We start from the raw sequence: 15,528 nt of genomic DNA, 5'->3' as shown, positions 1-15,528 counted from the left end.
ACGGCCCGCCCGGGTCAGCCCAGGGCGGGGACGGCTGGCGGCCGGTCCGGCAGGAAGCCGTGGGCGCGCCGGGCCAGGTAGTCGGCCTTGTAACGGTCCACGGCGCGATGCCAGTTGAGGATGCCCGCCATCCAGTTCTGCAGGTCGGTCACATACGTCGCCATGGCGTCCCGTGCCTCCTCCGACAGCTGGAAGTCGTCGTAGACGATCGGCAGTTCGTGCGCGATGACATGCTCGAACTGCCGCATCCGCTGGTTCATCAGGTCCTGCACCACGGTCAGCGCGGCCGGGTAGTCGCAGCCGAAGAAGTTCTGCACGACCAGGATGGAGTTGTGGACCTCGCCCTCGTACTCGATCTCCTTCTGGTACGAGAAGACGTCGTTGAGCAGGCAGGCGTAGTCCATGGCGGCGTTCTCCAGGGAGCGCACCGGTCCGCTGCGGTACACCTCCGGGGGGACCGCGGGGCCGTGGCCCATGCGGCACATCGCCATGGTGAGGTCGGAGCCGAAGGTGGACCGGCGCATCTCCAGGTAGTCGACCGGGTCCGGGACGCGGTGCAGGAGCTGGTTGTGCAGCTCCCACAGCCAGCTCTCCGTCATGGAGTTGACGGCGTTCTTGAAGGTGCGCCGCTGCTCGGACGTCATGTCCGCCGTCGTCCGGGTCCACAGGTCGATCAGCGCGCGTTCCATCGCGTTGGACGGGACGAGCGGCACCTCCCCGCCGTCGACGGGCATGCAGGCGGCCAGGCGCTCGGTGGTGAGCCGGGCGGCGGCCAGGTCACGGCGGTTGCCGAAGACGAGGGGGTAGTAGTCGTCGCCGTAGGTGCCCCAGGCCAGCCAGTGGGCGCTGAGGTCGAGGGCCTCCTCGGTGGCGTCGGGGTCCAGGCCCGCCGAGCACAGGGCCAGGTCGGCGGCGGCGAGCCGGTCCTCGTCCCAGACGCCCTCCTGGAGGATGCCCATGCGGTGCGACCACTCCACGAGCCGCTGCCGGGCGCCCGGCAGATGCGGGCACAGCTCCACCTGGTACGGCATGTGGAACTCGGGGATCAGGGACGGTCCCACCCGCTGGTAGGGCACATGGGTGTGGGCGCGCGCCCGCTCCGCCCCGGCCGAGGCGAGCAGGGCGCCGACGTCGGCGGCGGAGGTGCCGGGGCCGGTGAGCCCGTGCCAGGGCCGGGTGGTGCGGGCGCGCCCGTTCATGTACCGGCTGGAGCGCATGTGCCATTCGTGGCCGCCGGACTGCCAGTCCTGAAGGCCCAGGGTGTAGGCGGCGACGGCGGCGATCTCGTCGGGTGTGAGCCCCTTCTCCAGGGCGACCGCGGGCACTTCGGTGAGGGCGGTGTGCTCGAACTGGTGGAGCCGTGAGGTGAGGACGTCGTTCACCATGTCGGCCGCCTCCTGGGTGGTGCAGCCGAAGAAGGTCTCCAGGACCAGGACGCCGTTGCTGAGTTCGCCCTCGTCCTCGACCTCGCGCTGGTAGGAGAACAGGTCGTTGCGCAGGTGCACGGCGTCGGAGAACGTCTCCATCAGCACCCGCATGGGCCGCGAGTCGGCGACGGCGGCGGGCACCTCGGCCCGCGCGTACTCCACCAGGCCGGCGGACCAGGGGGCGCCGCCCACCTTGCGGCGCATCTCGATGTACTCGACGGGGTTGGCGATCCGCCCCTCGTTGATGTTGGACAGCTCCCACATGGACTCGTTGAGCAGGTGCTCGGTGGCGACGGCGAAGCGGCGGCGCCAGTTCGCGGACATGGCCGGGACGGTGCGCGTCCACAGGTCGGCGAGTCCGGCCTCCACCGGGTTCTCCGGCGCCGGCATGGGCGTGGCGGGGTCCATCGGCATGAACAGGGCGAGCCGGTCGAGGTGGGCCTTGCCGGCGGCGCGGTCCTGGGTCCGCTTGTACATGTCCAGGAAGTGGTCGTCGAAGAAGAAGACCCACACGTACCAGTCCGTGATGAGGGACAGCGCGGGTCCGTCGCACTCGGGGTGGGTGTAGGCGCAGAGCAGGCCGTAGTCATGCGCGTCGAGGTCGGACTGCTCCCAGATCCCGGAGCCCTCCAGCATGCCCATCTCGCGTGCCCAGGCCGTCGAGTGGGCGCGGGCCTCGTCGACGTGCGGATTGAGCCGCGCGGGATACGGCATGTAGAAGTGCGGGAGTTCGAAGGGCTGCTGCGTCATGGCCCGGCCCTACCCAGGGCTTTCGGTGGGCATCCTCCGGGCCGCACATGATCACACCATCGCGTGAAACAGGGGCGAAAGCGGGCGTCCCGGGCGGGGGTTGTGGCGCCCGGGGGCGATCACCGGCGCGCGCACGCCCCCGCTGCCGGTGCCGCTGTCCCGGTCAGGCCCGCACCTGGATCAGCGCGTGCGTCCCGGACGTCCGCCACTTCTCTCCCTCGGCGGTCACCAGCGCGGCCTCCGTGCCGGCGTCCAGGCCGGTGACCACGTCCGACTTCAGGGTCCGCAGGGCCGCGACCGGGCTCGGGAAGTGGGCGGTCACCTCGGCGAACGGGGTGGTGGGCGGCCAGCGCCGGTCCCCCACGAGACGGCGGTAGTTGAGGTCGCCCTTGAGGATGGTCAGGGTCACGGACGCCAGCTCCGCGCGGAGGTCGGCGGGCATGTCCGCGTACGGCAGCGGGGCGCACGAGAAGGGGTGGGCGCGCACGGTCAGCCGGCCGTCGGTGAGCGCCTCCCACAGGACGCGCCCGAACCCGGCGGCGGCTCCCGGCGCGGCGACGAGCCGGCGCAGGGCGTCGAGCACGTCGGCGTGCGTGGCGTCGGAGACGTAGTACGGCTGTGGTTTGACGTGCAGCAGGACCCGGGCGGCACGCCGCTCGGTGAGGAGCCGGGCGATGAGCATCAGGTCGGGGACGAGTTCACGGCCGGCGTTGTCGGCGATCAGGCAGACGGTGGCCGTGCCGGACGGCGGGAGCAGCGACCAGAGGGCGTCGCTGTCGTCGGCCACCAGGGGCGGGGTGCCGGAGGCGGAGGGGCCGCCCGAGGCGCCCAGCCGGAAGCTGAGGTCGGCCCGGTTGCCCCACAGGGAGCCGTGCAGCAGGGCGCGGTCCTGTTCGGCCGGGGGCAGATCGGCGAGGGCGTCGAGGGCGGCCAGTTCCTCGTCGGTCTCGGGCGAGTCGAGTTCGGCCGTCTTCGACGGGCGGAACGGGTCGATGCCCTGCCAGGGGCCGGGGGCGAAGTAGCCGACGGCGTCGAGGAGGCGGCGGTGGAAGAAGCTCTCGGACCACAGCCACGGCACGTCGAACCAGGACCGGCCGGTGTGGACGTCGGCGCCCCAGGCGGTCCAGCGGTCCCGGTCGTGGGCGTCGGCGGGCAGCGGTTCGATCACGCCGTGGAGGCAGTTGGCGAGCAGGGCGTCCAGGGCGCGGCGCTGCTCGGGGCCGTAGGGGGACGCGTCCCGGACCTGGCGGATGATCGCCGGGTGCCGTTCGGCGAGGACGCCGTGCGGGAAGGAGCCCGGCTCGTCGGCGAGGAGGACGGGCGGGAGCGGGGCGTCGGACCGTGCGGGCATACGCCTCACCGTACCGCCCGGGTCATACGGCTCTGAGTTCCCGTTCGAGCTGTGTCGCGAGGGTGAGGTAGCGGGCGCGGCGGGGCACCGGGACCAGTCCCCGGATCATCAGGTGCCACATCTCGGCGACCCGGCGGGGCTGGCGGGCGACGCTCTCCGTGGAGCGGCCGACGACCCGGGTGCCGACGAAGAAGCAGACCAGGGCGTGTGCGGCGGCCTCGGCGTCGACATCGGGGTGCAGGTCGGACTCCTGGGCGGCGCACAGGAGCCGGCGGGTGGTGATGTCCAGCAGCTCGGTGAACGGGTGCCGCAGGGGCGGGCGGATCACCACTCCCCCGGTGGCCAGACGCAGCCCCGCGCGCGGGATGGGCCCTTCGACGGACAGGCGGGTGATGCCGAACGTCGTGCGTATCAGGGCTTCGAGGGAGGAGTAGCCGCGGCCCTCCATCTCGGCGGCGACCTGCCGGGACGCCCGCGACTGGAGCTCCATGATGGCCTGCGCGAGATCCTCCTTCGCCGCGAAGTGGAAGTACAGGGCCCCCTTGGTGACCTGGGCCTGTTCGACGATGTCGCTCAGACTGGTGGATTCATAGCCATGACGGTCGAACAGTTCCGCGGCGGCTGTGAGGATCGTCGTGCGGGTCTGTTCGGCGCGTAGCTGCCTCGCCATCGGGGGGACACTCCTGAAGGGGGCGGAAAAGAACGGGACATGCCGTTTGTTTCTTACTCCCTGCACACGATATCTCAGCGCTCCTCGGTGCCCACCCCACACTCGAATACCGCCCCATCTTTCTGACGGGCCGTGACACGGACGCCCTCGCGGCCCCCGACGGTCGCCTCGGTCCGCTCGATCCAGGTGGGCAGGTCGAGTTCGGCGTACCGGTGGAAGACGCAGGAGTAGGAGACCGGGGTCCGTCCGCGGCTCGCGGGGTCCGCGGCGAGCGTCTGGCAGGCGGCCTCCAGCAGGAGCATTCCGGGGATGTGGTCGAGGGGATGATCGAAGAAAACAGCATGACCGGTATCGACGCGCAGCTGCCGGCGACCCGGAGCGGTGGCCGGGGCCAGGACGACGTCGGCGGCCGAGGCGCGGCCCACGGCGGCGGGCGGCAGGCCCGGCGGGAGGGGCAGGACGGGGACGGTGGAGGCGGAACGACCGCCGCGCAGCCGCCGGTAGACGGCCTCGCTGGTCCAGGTCGCCGCCACCCGTGCGGTCGCGACGCTCGTGGAGCCGAGCAGGACATCGGCCTCGTAGCGGAACCCGGCGGGCCGGCCGCCGCGGCGGGTGACGTCGGTGACGGTGATGCGCAGCAGGGGTTCGGCGGGTGAGGGGCCGACGGCGAGGTGCTCGGGGCGGGTGGTGATCGCCAACTCCCGCAGCACGAAGTGGTGTCCGAGCGGGACGTCGTAGGCGGTGTGGGCGAGGAGGGTGCCGGCCTGGCGGACGGTCTCGGCGACGAGCAGCGGCTGGTACGCCGACCGGTCGGGCGTGACCAGCAGCTGATGGGTGCGCGGCCACTCGGCGAAGACGTCGAAGGAGTCGGTGCCGGTGCCGGCCGCCCCGGTGAGAAACGTTTCGGCTACGGAAGCCCGGTGGACGAGCTGGCGGGGTACCGTGGCCGTCAATCCGTCGGGCGCCGCGGGGAGTCCGGCGAGCGGGGTCGTGGCGAGTGGCCGCGAAGGTGGCATGTCCCCTCCTTGGGTCCCCCGTGTGTGCCCGTACGTGCGCTGAACAGGCGGCGAGGTGCCCGTGCCGCGAGCGTTAGAGTACGAGGCGACCGGTTTGTTTTCAATGCGGCCGCGGGTCGCTCGCCCGTGCCCCACCGCTCCGGCGCACGCGGGGCGCACCGGCCGACTCGCGGTGATGAAGGGGCTGTTATGGCGAGGCAGGAGCGCGCCATCAGAACGCGGCAGGTCATTCTGGAGGCGGCCGGGGCGGTCTTCGACGAGCACGGGTACGCCGCCACGACCATCTCGATGGTCCTGGAGCGGGCCTCGGTGACCAAGGGCGCCCTGTACTTCCACTTCCCCTCCAAGGAGTCGCTCGCGCAGGCCGTGCTGGACGAGCAGATCTCGTTCGGGACGGTGCCGCCGCAGCCCTGCAAGTTGCAGGAAGTCGTCGACATGACCTTCGTGTTCGCGCAGCGGCTGCGGCACAACGCGCTGCTCAAGGGGAGCGTGCGGCTCGCCGTGGACCAGAGCGCGCCGTCCTTCGTCGACCACTCCGGGGCGTTCCGGCAGTGGGCGGACCTGCTGGTCGTCGTCCTTGAACAGGCTCTGGCGCGCGGTGAGTTGCTGCCCACCGTGCGGCCGCGGCAGACGGTGGAGCTGCTGGTCGGCTCGTTCGCCGGCATCCAGTTGATGTCCCGGGCGCTGACCGACCGGGAGGATCTGGCGGAGCGTGTCTCGCAGTTGTGGGGGCATCTGCTGCCGGGCATCGCGGTGCCGGGCCTGCTGACCGGCATCGACCGGGAGCCCGACCGTGGACTGCGGGTGCTGTCCGCCCTCGACACGACGGACCCGGCGGACACGACGGCTGCCGGCGTGGGCCACGCCTGACACGGACGGTGACCGCTTCGGACCGGAGTGACGGTTTCCGAGCGGGGGTCCGGCGGCGGTGAGAAGGACGGCGGGCCGTGTCACGGACCCGCAGCCTCCAGGTGCCGTCGGGGACTCGACCGCCGGGCTCGTCGCGCACTGAACGCGCCGGGCCGGATTCCCGTACTCCACGAGGACCGTTGCCGTCGGCCGAGGAGTCGTTCCGGATGTCCCGGATGCCCTGGATCAGTTCGCATCGTGCCGCCCTGGCGGCCGCCGTCGCCGTGCCGTCGCTGCTCACGGTGTGGGCGGCGGGGCCCGCTCACGCGCACGGGGCGCCGACGGATCCGGTGAGCCGGGCCTACGCCTGCTCCCCCGAGGGCGGTGCCGCGTCCCGGTCGGCGGCGTGCCGGGCGGCCGTCGCGGCCAACGGGGCGCCCTTCACGGCCTGGGACAACCTGCGGATCGCGAACGTGAACGGGCGGGACCGGCAGGTCGTGCCCGACGGCGGACTGTGCAGCGGGGGGCTGCCCGCCTACCGGGGCCTCGACCTCGCGCGGTCCGACTGGCCGTCGACCCGGCTCACCCCCGGCGCCACGCTGACGATGCGGTACTCCTCGACGATCCCGCACACCGGCACGTTCGAGCTCTATCTCACCAAGGCAGGCTACGACCCGTCGAAGCCGCTGACCTGGTCGGATCTGACGGACCGGCCGTTCACCTCGGTCAAGGACCCGGCGCTGACGAACGGGGCGTACCGGATCACGGCGAAGCTGCCCTCCGACCGTTCGGGCCGCCATGTGCTGTACACGGTGTGGCGCAACACGAGTACGCCGGACACCTACTACTCGTGCTCCGACGTGGTGTTCCCGGCCGCGACGGGCGGCGGAACGGGCGGCGCGGGCGCGGCGACGGTCAGCGCGGGATCGGGGCAGAGCGCGAAGCCCACCCCGGTCGGCGGCGCGAAGCCCACGAAGAAGGCGCCGTCCTCCGCCTCCCCCACGAAGGCCACCGAGGCCGTCGAGAAGGCCGCCTCCGGTGCCCCGCGCGCCGCCGAGGCCCCCGCCGGCACTCCGGTGGCGTCCACCGGCACGTCCGGTACGGGGGCCTCGGCGCCGCTCGTCGCGGGCGGCGCCGCCACGGTGCTGCTGCTCAGCGGGGGCGCCGCACTGGCCCTGCGTCTGCGCCGGAGGTGATCTCCGGCCCGAAAGGCCCTAGTTGACGTACACCACTTCGCCGTCGGCGTTCACGGGCGCGTACTTGGCGGTGAAGTAGCCGTTGGCGAAGCACAGGGACGAGCCGGAGACCTTGCTGAACTGCTGGCGGTTGAAGGTGATGGTGTGGTCGTCGTTGCTGGCCGTGCCTGTCAGCCCCGGTGCCTGGTAGACGCAGTTGACGCTGCCCAGCAGGGTGCGCAGCACGACGGTGGTGCGCACGGTGGAGCCGGCGGGCGGGGTGACGGTGACCGTGCCGTCCGAGGCGACGGTGGAGTCGTACGGCAGGTTGTTGACGGTGATGCTGGTGACGCCGAGGACGCCCACGACGTTCGTGGAGCAGCTGGCGGCGTCGAAGGTGTGCGCGGTGACCTGCTCGGTGGCGGTGCCGGGCGCGGCCGGGTTGTCGGTCACGGCGGCGGTGAACTGGGACGAGGTGCAGGTCAGACCGCTGGTGCCGGTGGCGCTGGAGTAGAACGTCGCGTTGGTGCCGGTGGCCAGCGGGGCGGTGAGGACGTCACCGGCGGCGACCGCCGCGCCGTCGGGGGATCCGACGGTGAGCACGGCGCCGTCGGCCGCGGAGGCGGGGACGGCGAACGGCAGGGTGAGCGCGGCGACGGCGCCGGCGAGGGTCGTGAGGGTGCGGGTGCGCATGCGGCTGTACCTCGACTTTCGTAGGGGGAGCCCTGGGCGGTTCAGGTCGCCCAGGGAGTCGGGGAGCCCTGTGGGGGGCCGTGGGGGAAGTGCTGCGTGCGCCGCCGCCGGCCCATGGCGCCTTCTCCGTACGTCAGGGACCGGCAGCGGCGGCCCGGCACGGGTCGAGGGGGGAGCGACCGTGACGGTGATCTCGCGAAGGCGGCTCGTGAAGGAGATGCGTTCCGGGAGCGCGGGCAAGGGCCACGCGACGGGGATCCGGCGCCACGGATCCAGGGGGAACCTTGATGAGTTGTAGACCTGAGTGACCGTCAACGTCAAGCGTTCGTACGGGAGTTGTGGTGCTGTCGCGAGCTTCGTGAGGTCGCGGGCGGCCCGCCGGGCACGGGCGGCACGTCATCGGCACCGTTTTTCCACAACTGCCTTGACCCTCAGGTGTAACCACCGGTAACTTCCGGCTTTGGCTACCGCGGAGTACGTGAAAGCCCTTGCACTCGCCGGGAGGTGCGAGGAGACGTACGGCCGCGGGCGCTGTCCGCGCCAGGACAACGTGCCGCTGATGCCCTACCCGTGTCCTTCGCACCTGGGAGCAGTCATGGCCTCGTCCTCCGACGTCACCTCGTCCTCCGGTGACACCCCCGAGCAGCCGGAAAGCGGTTCCGTACGCCGCGGCCGCGTCCGGGCCCGCCGGGCCGCCGTGATGGCGGTGCCGGCCACCCTCGTCGCCGCCGGCCTCGCGGTGCTCACCGCCGAGGGGGCGCTGGGTGTGCAGTTCGCCATCTCCGGCATGCCGTTCACGGTCACCGCGACCGAGCTGAACGGCACCGGCTTCGAGCAGTTCGGCGGTCTCGACGAGATGGCACCGGGCAGCCCCAACGAGGGCGACACCGGCGGCCAGGTCCTGATCGTCACCTCGGCCATCAAGAACGCCACGCTCACCAAGCTGTGCCAGAGCGTCGACCTCGGCGGCACGAACCTGCTCATCACCGCGGGCAGCGGCGCCGAGAAGGTCACCGCCAGCGATCTGACCACCGACTCCACCGAGCTGTCCGGCGACGCGGCGTTCAACAACATCGAGATCGGCAACGACGCCAGCACCCTGACCAAGGCCAATGCGAAGGGTCCGATCGGCGTCTTCAGCCAGCAGGCCGACACCGTGCGGATCGCCAACCTGCGGCAGACCAACTACGCCACCACCGCGGGCGTGTTCAAGCTGCCCGGGCTGAAGCTGCGGTTCAGCGGCTCGGGGTGCTGATGGAAGGGCGAGCGGGCGCGCGGGCCGCCTTCCGCCGGTGGCGGTACCGCCGGCCCTTCTGGGGCGGGCTGCTGCTGGCGCTGGGCGGCGGCTGGATCCTGCTCACCATGAAGGCCTCGCTGAAGGTCGTCCTGCACATCGGCATGCAGGGGCTGGCCGGGTATCTGCTGCCCGTCCTGATGGTGCTGCTGGGCCTGCTGACCCTGTTCAACCCGGCCCAGCGGCTCTTCTACTCGATCACCGGTGTCCTGGTCTCCCTCGGGACCTGGATCACCTCCAACCTCGGCGGCTTCATGGTCGGGCTGCTCCTCGGGGTGGTCGGGAGCTGCCTGGTGTTCGGCTGGCTGCCGGACCAGGAGCCCCGCAGGAGCCGGCGGGAGCGCCGGCGCGCCGCCGCGGAGGCGGCCTGAGCGACGCGGGCACGCCGGGAGGAACCAGGGTCCCGGGCGTGTCCGCGCGGGCGGTTCATCACGATGTGGCAGCGGCGGCTCACCCCTGGTGGTGACGCACTTGACGACTGGTGGCCGCACGCGATTGGCTCCGCCCCAGCGGGAGTTCAGCAGACCGGCGGATCCCAGCCGTGCGACGCCGGCCGTGCTCCCGTCCGTTCCTCCTGCTCGGCCGCACAGCGAGGTGCCGCACCACCATGAACACCCCACGCCCGTCCTCCGCCTCCCTCCGGGTCGCGATATGGACGGCCACCGTCTGTCTGGTGCTGGCCGGGTGCTCCGGCGGCGGGACCGGTGACGAGAAGGGCACGGACGCGGCGGACCGCCCCTCCGGGCCGAGGATCGCCCTCGTCACCCACGGCGGGGAGGGCGACGCCTTCTGGGACCTGGTGCGCAGGGGCGCCGAGGCGGCCGCCGCGAAGGACGGCGTCGCGTTGACGTACGCCAGTGACGACGACCCGGCCGGTCAGGCCGCGCTGATGCGGGACGCGGTCCGGCAGCGGGTCGACGGCATCGCGGTGACCCTGGCGAAGCCGGGGGCGATGGCACGGGCCGTCGCCGAGGCGCGGGCGGCCGGCATCCCGGTCGTCGGACTCAACTCCGGTATCGACTCGTGGCGTTCGGCGGGCCTGCTCGGCTTCTTCGGCCAGGACGAGAGCGTCGCGGGCCGGGCCGTCGGCGACAGGCTGGACGACCTCGGGGCGCGGCACGCCCTGTGTGTCGTCCACGAGCGCGGCAACGTGTCCCTGGAGGCGCGCTGCGCGGGCGTGAAGAAGGCGTTCGGCGGAGAGAGCGAGAACCTGTACGTGGACGGCACCGATCTGGACGCCGTCACCGCGGCCGTCGCGGCCCGGCTCGTCCAGGACCCGACGATCGACGAAGTCGTCACCAACGGCGCCCAGTTCGCGCTGGCCGCGGTGCGCTCGGTACGGGACGCCGGCAGCAGGGCGCGGGTCGCGACCTTCGACCTCAGCAAGGACCTCGTCCCGGCCGTCCAGTCCGGCGACGTGGGGTTCGCCGTGGACCAGCAGCCCTATCTGCAGGGCTATCTCGCCGTCGACGCGCTGTGGCTGTACCGGACCAACGGCAACACGCTCGGGGGCGGGGAGAAACCGGTGCTCACCGGTCCGGCCTTCGTCACCGGCAAGAACGTGGCCGCGGTCGCCCGGTTCGCCGGCGCCGGGACCCGCTGAACCGGACACGTCGCGCGGTGGTGCCACAGTTTCGTCACGTGTGACACGGACGGTCACATGTGCGGATAGCATCCTGCGCACCCCCCGCGCCGTACCGGCCGCGCCGTCACCCCCGGCGCCGGTCCCCCGTACGATCCACACCCCCGCGCTGCCCGCCTCCGCCCTCCGCTGAACGCCCAAGGACGACGATGTCTCCACGGACAGGTCCCCGGCGCCGCCTCGGCTCCATCCGCCTCTCCCTGCTTCTGCTGGCCCTGGTGCCCGGGGTGACGCTCGCCGCCGTGTGGAGCGTCACGACGGTCCAGATGTTCTCCGAGGGGCTGCGGCTGCGGGCGCAGACCCAGCTGAGCGAGTCGACCGGGGCCATGGGCACCGAGGCCACCCTCGCCCTGCAGCGGGAGCGCAGCTACTCGGCGGTGTGGCTGGCCTCGCGGCAGAAGGCGGCCCGTGACGCGCTCGACGACCAGCGCGTCCGTACCGACGAGGCCGTCGCCGAACTCCTCGACCGGTCGGACGACATCAAGCGGGCACCCGAACGGATCAAGGCCCGGCTGTACTCGGTCGTCGGGTCCGCGGGCAGCCTGGAGTACTACCGGGGCCAGGTGGACCACCCCACCGACATCACCGCCGCGCAGGCGCTGGGCCAGTACACGTCGATCATCGACGACCAGATCCATGTCTTCCGGGAGCTGTCGCGGGTCGACGACGGCGAGCTGACCTCGCAGGCCGCGCCGCTCGTCTCGCTGGAGCACGCGGCGGAGCTGATGTCCCAGGAGGACGCGCTGCTGACCCTGGCGGGTCCCTCGGGGCGGATGGGCGCCACGACGTGGACGGAGTTCGGGAAGCTGGTCGGAACCCGGCGCTGGCTCGTCGGCGACCAGATCCTCCCCTCGCTGACCGGTGACGCGAAGGCGCGGACCGAGCGGATCCTGCGCAGCCCGCAGTGGCACACCCTGGAGTCCATCGAGGACCGGGTGCTCGCGGCCCGCCCGACCGGGGACGGCGGCGCGGTCGCGATCCCGGAGGTGCGTAAGGAGTGGCGGGCCGCGCTGCTCCAGGTGTCCGACGCGTACACGGATCTCATCCGCGGGCAGACGTCCGCCCTGCTGGACCGCAGCGCGGACGACGCCCGCGATCTGCTGGTCACGGCCGCGCTGCTGAGCGCGGGCGGTCTGGTGGCGGTGCTGCTGTGCCTCGCGGTGTCGTGGCGGATCACCCGCTCGCTGTCGCGGCGGCTGCGCGGCCTGCGCGAGGCCACCCTGGCGCTCGCCGAGGAGCGGCTGCCCGACGTGGTGGCCCGGCTGGAGCGGGGCGAGAAGGTCGACGTGGAGCTGGCGACGCCGCCGCTGGACTACGGCCGCGACGAACTCGGCGAGGTGGCCCAGGCGTTCAACGCCGCGCAGCGCACCGCCGTGCACACCGCCGTCGAACTGGCCGACACGCGGCGGGGGTTCCAGAAGGTGATCCTGGGCATCGCCCGGCAGAGCCAGAATCTGGTCAATCTGCAGCTGACCGAACTCGACGCGCTGGAGCGGGCGCACGAGGACCCCGACGTGCTGAAGGGGCTGTACGCCCTGGACTCCACGGCCAGCCAGCTGCGCCGCTACCAGGAGAACCTGGTGATCATCAGCGGTGAGCGGCCCGGCCGCAGCTGGAGCGAGCCGGTCGCGCTGATCGACATCCTGCGCAGCGCGGTCGGGGAGGTCGCCGAGTACCGGCGGGTCCAGGTGCACACCGAGGAGGAGGTGCACATCGCGCCGCCCGCGGTCGCCGACCTCATCCACCTGCTGGCCGAGCTGATCGAGAACGCGACGCTGTACTCGCCGGCGCCCGCGCCGGTCGCGGTGCGGGCCGCCATGGTCGTCAAGGGGCTGGCCGTGGAGGTCGAGGACCGGGGTCTCGGGCTGTCCGAGGAGGACTACACGGCGTTCAACGACCAGTTGGCCGAGGCGCCGAAGTTCGACGTGGTGGCGCTCGCCGACGATCTGCGGCTCGGCATGTTCGTGATCGCGCGGCTCGCCCGGCGGCACGGGATCACGGTCACCCTGCGTCCCTCGCCGTACGGCGGCACGACGGCGATCGTGCTCGTCCCGCACGAGGTCGTGGTGACGGACGTGCCGGACGAGGACCCCGAGAAGGACGAGGGCCCCGGCGAGGAGGGCCTCGACGCGCGGACCTCCGACGCGCGGACCTCCGGCGCGGAGGACCCCGCCGGGGACGGGCGACCCGAGGTGCCCGCCGCCCGCCGGCCGGACCCGGAGGAGGAGCTGACGCCGCTGCCGCGCCGGGTGCGGCGGGCCGCTCCCGCTCCGGGGCCGCGCGACGAGGCCCCGCCCGCCGGCGAGGACGGGTGCGCGGACGACGACTTCACCGCCGAGCGGGCCGCCTCCTCCCTCGGCGGCTTCCAGCGCGGCACGCTCCGGGCCCGGGCCGAGGACGGCTCCGATCCCGAGGACCCCTCCGACCCGCCGGAGCGCGACCCCGCCCCGTCCGGCGCCTGCTCCTCCCCCACGCCCGCCCGCCCGTCCGACCGCTCATGAAGGACTCCGCCATGACACGCCCCTCTCCCGCCACCGACACCCAGCTCGACCAGTTGCTCACCGGACTCGTCGAGCGGGTCGCCGGCGTCAACCACGCCGTCGTGCTCTCCGAGGACGGGCTGGTGGTGAGCAAGTCGACGGGCTTCCTGCGCGACGACGCCGAGCGGCTGGCGGCGACCGCGTCCGGCCTGATGAGTCTGAGCAAGGGCGTCAGCATGGACTTCCGGGGCGGTCCGGTGCGCCAGGCGCTGATCGAGATGGCCCAGAGCTATCTCATCCTGACCACGGCGGGTCCGGGCGCCCATCTGGTCGTCCTGACCACCCAGGGCGCCGACGTCGGTGTGGTGGCGTACCAGATGAACATGCTGGTGAAGAAGATCGGCGAGCATCTGTCGGCGGCACCGCGGGCCCATGTCGGCCCGGGTGCGTGAGGTGGGCCCAGAGCATACGGCGGGCCGGCTGGTACGTCCCTTCACCCTCACGGGCGGCCGGACCCGGCCCAGCCGTGGCGACTTCACCCTGATCACGCGGGTGTCGGCGGTCGATCCGCCGCCGGAGCGGGCGCCGCGCCCGCAGCCCGAGCAGCTGCGCATCCTGCGGCGCTGTGTCCGCCCGGTCGCCGTCGCGGAGCTCGCGGCCCGGCTCGACCTGCCGGTGAGCGTCGTCGCGATCATGCTGTGCGATCTGCTGGAGGCCGGTCTGATCACCGTGCACCGTCCGCGGCCGGTGACGCCCGGCACGGCCGAACCGGGACTGCTGGAGAAGCTGCGGGACGGTCTCGACCGGCTCTGAGGGCGCGGGCGGTCCGGACACGCGGACGCGCCGGTGGGGGCTCTCGCCCGTCACCGGCGCGCCGGGAGCGCCGTCAGGCCAGGCCGGCCGACTTCAGCCAGGCCTTGGCGACGTCGAGCGGGTCCTTGTTCTCGAGCTGGACCTGGGAGTCCAGGTCGAGGAGCGTCTTGGTGTCCAGCTTGGCGGAGACGGCGTTGAGCGCCGCGACGCCCTCCTCGGACAGGCCGCTCTTGTACACGAGCGGGGTCACGTTGGCGAAACCGAAGAGGTTCTTCGGGTCCTTGAGGACGACGAAGCCCTCCTTGGTGATGGTGGGGTCCGTGGTGAAGATGTCCGCGGCCTGCACGGTGTTCTTCGTCAGGGCCGCCTGGGTCAGCGGGCCGCCCGCGTCCAGCGCCTTGAAGGACTTGAACTTCAGGCCGTACTCGGCCTCCAGGCCCTTCAGGCCCTGGTGGCGGGTCTGGAACTCGGGCGAGCCGCCGATCAGCAGCTCGGGCGCCGCGTCCTTGAGGTCCGCGAGAGTGGAGTCGGCGGTCAGGTCGTACTTCTTCGCCGTCTCGGCGTTGACGCTGACGGAGTCCTTGTCCTCGGCCGGGGAGGAGTCCAGCAGGGTGAGCTTGGCGTCCAGCTTGCTCTTGACCGCGCTGTTGACGGCCTCGGCGGACTCCTGCGGCGCCTTCGGGTCGAGGTAGGCGAGCAGCGAGCCGTTGTACTCCGGCAGGACCGTGACGGAACCGTTCTTGAGCAGGCCGTACGTGGTCTCGCGGCTGCCGATGTTGGGCTTGTAGCTGACCTTGATGCCCTTGGCCTTGAGGGCCTCGCCGTAGATGTCGGCGATCAGGACGCTCTCGGCGAAGTTGTTCGAGCCGACGACGACGGTGTCGCCGCTCGCCTTGTCCTCGGCGAGCGGGTCGGACTTGTCGTCGGAGGAGGAACATCCCGTCAGCAGCGCCGCGGCGGCCGCGAGCGCGAGGGCGGCCGCGCCGGGATGGTTCCTGAGGGAGCTGCTGCGCAGGGCGGTGAAAGTCACGATTCCCGTTCCGGTCCGTGGGGTTGGGAGAGCTTTTCCACTGATCCAATCCACCGGGTTCTCGGTCAGTCAAGGGCTGCCAGGTCACCGATCGGACTCAAAATCCGCAATGTGTCGGGGAGTTGTCGGCGGTGTGAAGGCGTGACGATCGGGGCGCTCGGGTCGTGTAACGGAATCTTGACGTACAGTTCCGGTCACAGCGCCGAAGGGACGGTACTGTCCCGCACAGAATCGATCGGAAGTCAGCAACAGCGGTCACGTGAGGCGTGCGCACCCGGTGCGGCGCCCACGAAGGAGGAATCCCGGTGTCCACGAGCGAGGCAGGCGGACCCCGCCCC

Annotated in this window: 14 protein-coding genes; 8 read left to right on the top strand and 6 right to left on the bottom strand. The window is 72.1% G+C overall.

Annotated elements, in window-relative coordinates; genetic code table 11:
• Nucleotides 1–14: 14 nt before the first annotated feature.
• The 4 genes from cyc2 to F8R89_RS27495 form a co-directional block, all read right to left on the bottom strand.
• Nucleotides 15–2,177 carry a germacradienol/geosmin synthase Cyc2 gene (cyc2, locus tag F8R89_RS27510; protein WP_151786459.1) on the bottom strand — a complete coding sequence of 721 codons (2,163 nt, stop codon included), beginning with the start codon at nucleotides 2,175–2,177 and terminating at the stop codon, nucleotides 15–17.
• 163 nt (nucleotides 2,178–2,340) lie between these two features.
• Complete coding sequence (locus F8R89_RS27505; protein WP_151786458.1) at nucleotides 2,341–3,528, bottom strand: damage-control phosphatase ARMT1 family protein; 1,188 nt, start codon at nucleotides 3,526–3,528, stop codon at nucleotides 2,341–2,343.
• 22 nt (nucleotides 3,529–3,550) lie between these two features.
• On the bottom strand, nucleotides 3,551–4,198 hold the full coding sequence (locus F8R89_RS27500) for a ScbR family autoregulator-binding transcription factor (protein WP_151786457.1): 648 nt from the start codon (nucleotides 4,196–4,198) through the stop codon (nucleotides 3,551–3,553).
• 74 nt (nucleotides 4,199–4,272) lie between these two features.
• Nucleotides 4,273–5,214 carry a ScbA/BarX family gamma-butyrolactone biosynthesis protein gene (locus tag F8R89_RS27495; RefSeq protein WP_151786456.1) on the bottom strand — a complete coding sequence of 314 codons (942 nt, stop codon included), beginning with the start codon at nucleotides 5,212–5,214 and terminating at the stop codon, nucleotides 4,273–4,275.
• A 189-nt stretch (nucleotides 5,215–5,403) separates the two neighbouring features.
• Here F8R89_RS27495 and F8R89_RS27490 point away from each other — a divergent pair, with 189 nt between their 5' ends.
• Nucleotides 5,404–6,084, top strand: coding sequence for a ScbR family autoregulator-binding transcription factor (locus F8R89_RS27490; protein ID WP_151786455.1), 681 nt, complete (start codon nucleotides 5,404–5,406; stop codon nucleotides 6,082–6,084).
• 206 nt (nucleotides 6,085–6,290) lie between these two features.
• Entirely contained in the window at nucleotides 6,291–7,259 is a 969-nt protein-coding gene (locus F8R89_RS27485; protein WP_225994508.1) for a lytic polysaccharide monooxygenase, read from the top strand.
• A gap of 18 nt (nucleotides 7,260–7,277) precedes the next feature.
• Here F8R89_RS27485 and F8R89_RS27480 read toward each other — a convergent pair whose 3' ends face one another.
• A complete protein-coding gene (locus F8R89_RS27480) occupies nucleotides 7,278–7,931 on the bottom strand; it encodes a Tat pathway signal sequence domain protein (protein WP_151786454.1) in 654 nt (217 codons plus the stop codon).
• 595 nt (nucleotides 7,932–8,526) lie between these two features.
• On the opposite strand from F8R89_RS27480, the gene F8R89_RS27475 reads away from it, so the two are divergent.
• From F8R89_RS27475 to F8R89_RS27450, 6 genes are all read left to right on the top strand, one after another.
• Complete coding sequence (locus F8R89_RS27475) at nucleotides 8,527–9,186, top strand: DUF6230 family protein (RefSeq protein WP_151786453.1); 660 nt, start codon at nucleotides 8,527–8,529, stop codon at nucleotides 9,184–9,186.
• Nucleotides 9,186–9,596 (top strand): DUF6114 domain-containing protein, encoded by a 411-nt coding sequence (locus tag F8R89_RS27470; RefSeq protein WP_151786452.1) that lies wholly within the window; start codon nucleotides 9,186–9,188, stop codon nucleotides 9,594–9,596. The genes F8R89_RS27475 and F8R89_RS27470 overlap by 1 nt, the downstream gene beginning before the upstream one ends.
• A gap of 236 nt (nucleotides 9,597–9,832) precedes the next feature.
• Nucleotides 9,833–10,828 carry a substrate-binding domain-containing protein gene (locus tag F8R89_RS27465; protein ID WP_151786451.1) on the top strand — a complete coding sequence of 332 codons (996 nt, stop codon included), beginning with the start codon at nucleotides 9,833–9,835 and terminating at the stop codon, nucleotides 10,826–10,828.
• Between the two features lie 188 nt (nucleotides 10,829–11,016).
• Nucleotides 11,017–13,368 (top strand): nitrate- and nitrite sensing domain-containing protein, encoded by a 2,352-nt coding sequence (locus F8R89_RS27460; protein WP_151786450.1) that lies wholly within the window; start codon nucleotides 11,017–11,019, stop codon nucleotides 13,366–13,368.
• An 11-nt stretch (nucleotides 13,369–13,379) separates the two neighbouring features.
• Nucleotides 13,380–13,799: a roadblock/LC7 domain-containing protein gene (locus F8R89_RS27455; protein WP_151786449.1), complete on the top strand. Its 420-nt coding sequence runs from the start codon at nucleotides 13,380–13,382 to the stop codon at nucleotides 13,797–13,799.
• Nucleotides 13,780–14,160, top strand: a complete 381-nt coding sequence (locus tag F8R89_RS27450) for a DUF742 domain-containing protein (protein WP_151786448.1) — start codon at nucleotides 13,780–13,782, stop codon at nucleotides 14,158–14,160. Before F8R89_RS27455 ends, F8R89_RS27450 begins: the two co-directional genes overlap by 20 nt.
• A 73-nt stretch (nucleotides 14,161–14,233) precedes the next feature.
• On the opposite strand, the gene F8R89_RS27445 is transcribed toward F8R89_RS27450, so the two are convergent.
• A complete protein-coding gene (locus F8R89_RS27445; RefSeq protein WP_151786447.1) occupies nucleotides 14,234–15,190 on the bottom strand; it encodes an ABC transporter substrate-binding protein in 957 nt (318 codons plus the stop codon).
• Nucleotides 15,191–15,528 lie beyond the last annotated feature (338 nt).

The organism is Streptomyces sp. SS1-1, assembly GCF_008973465.1.
In the GTDB taxonomy this organism is placed as follows: domain Bacteria; phylum Actinomycetota; class Actinomycetes; order Streptomycetales; family Streptomycetaceae; genus Streptomyces.
The sequence above is the reverse complement of the archived record's forward strand: the minus strand, read 5'-3'. Positions and strand labels throughout refer to the sequence as shown.

What these genes read in the sequence shown, in the direction of transcription:
- cyc2 (WP_151786459.1), bottom strand. Translation starts at nt 2,177, where the DNA reads ATGACGCAGCAGCCCTTCGAACTCCCGCACTTCTACATGCCGTATCCC.
- F8R89_RS27505 (WP_151786458.1), bottom strand. Translation starts at nt 3,528, where the DNA reads ATGCCCGCACGGTCCGACGCCCCGCTCCCGCCCGTCCTCCTCGCCGAC.
- F8R89_RS27490 (WP_151786455.1), top strand. Translation starts at nt 5,404, where the DNA reads ATGGCGAGGCAGGAGCGCGCCATCAGAACGCGGCAGGTCATTCTGGAG.
- F8R89_RS27465 (WP_151786451.1), top strand. Translation starts at nt 9,833, where the DNA reads ATGAACACCCCACGCCCGTCCTCCGCCTCCCTCCGGGTCGCGATATGG.
- F8R89_RS27455 (WP_151786449.1), top strand. Translation starts at nt 13,380, where the DNA reads ATGACACGCCCCTCTCCCGCCACCGACACCCAGCTCGACCAGTTGCTC.
- F8R89_RS27460 (WP_151786450.1), top strand. Translation starts at nt 11,017, where the DNA reads ATGTCTCCACGGACAGGTCCCCGGCGCCGCCTCGGCTCCATCCGCCTC.
- F8R89_RS27450 (WP_151786448.1), top strand. Translation starts at nt 13,780, where the DNA reads ATGTCGGCCCGGGTGCGTGAGGTGGGCCCAGAGCATACGGCGGGCCGG.
- F8R89_RS27485 (WP_225994508.1), top strand. Translation starts at nt 6,291, where the DNA reads ATGTCCCGGATGCCCTGGATCAGTTCGCATCGTGCCGCCCTGGCGGCC.
- F8R89_RS27475 (WP_151786453.1), top strand. Translation starts at nt 8,527, where the DNA reads ATGGCCTCGTCCTCCGACGTCACCTCGTCCTCCGGTGACACCCCCGAG.
- F8R89_RS27480 (WP_151786454.1), bottom strand. Translation starts at nt 7,931, where the DNA reads ATGCGCACCCGCACCCTCACGACCCTCGCCGGCGCCGTCGCCGCGCTC.
- F8R89_RS27470 (WP_151786452.1), top strand. Translation starts at nt 9,186, where the DNA reads ATGGAAGGGCGAGCGGGCGCGCGGGCCGCCTTCCGCCGGTGGCGGTAC.
- F8R89_RS27495 (WP_151786456.1), bottom strand. Translation starts at nt 5,214, where the DNA reads ATGCCACCTTCGCGGCCACTCGCCACGACCCCGCTCGCCGGACTCCCC.
- F8R89_RS27500 (WP_151786457.1), bottom strand. Translation starts at nt 4,198, where the DNA reads ATGGCGAGGCAGCTACGCGCCGAACAGACCCGCACGACGATCCTCACA.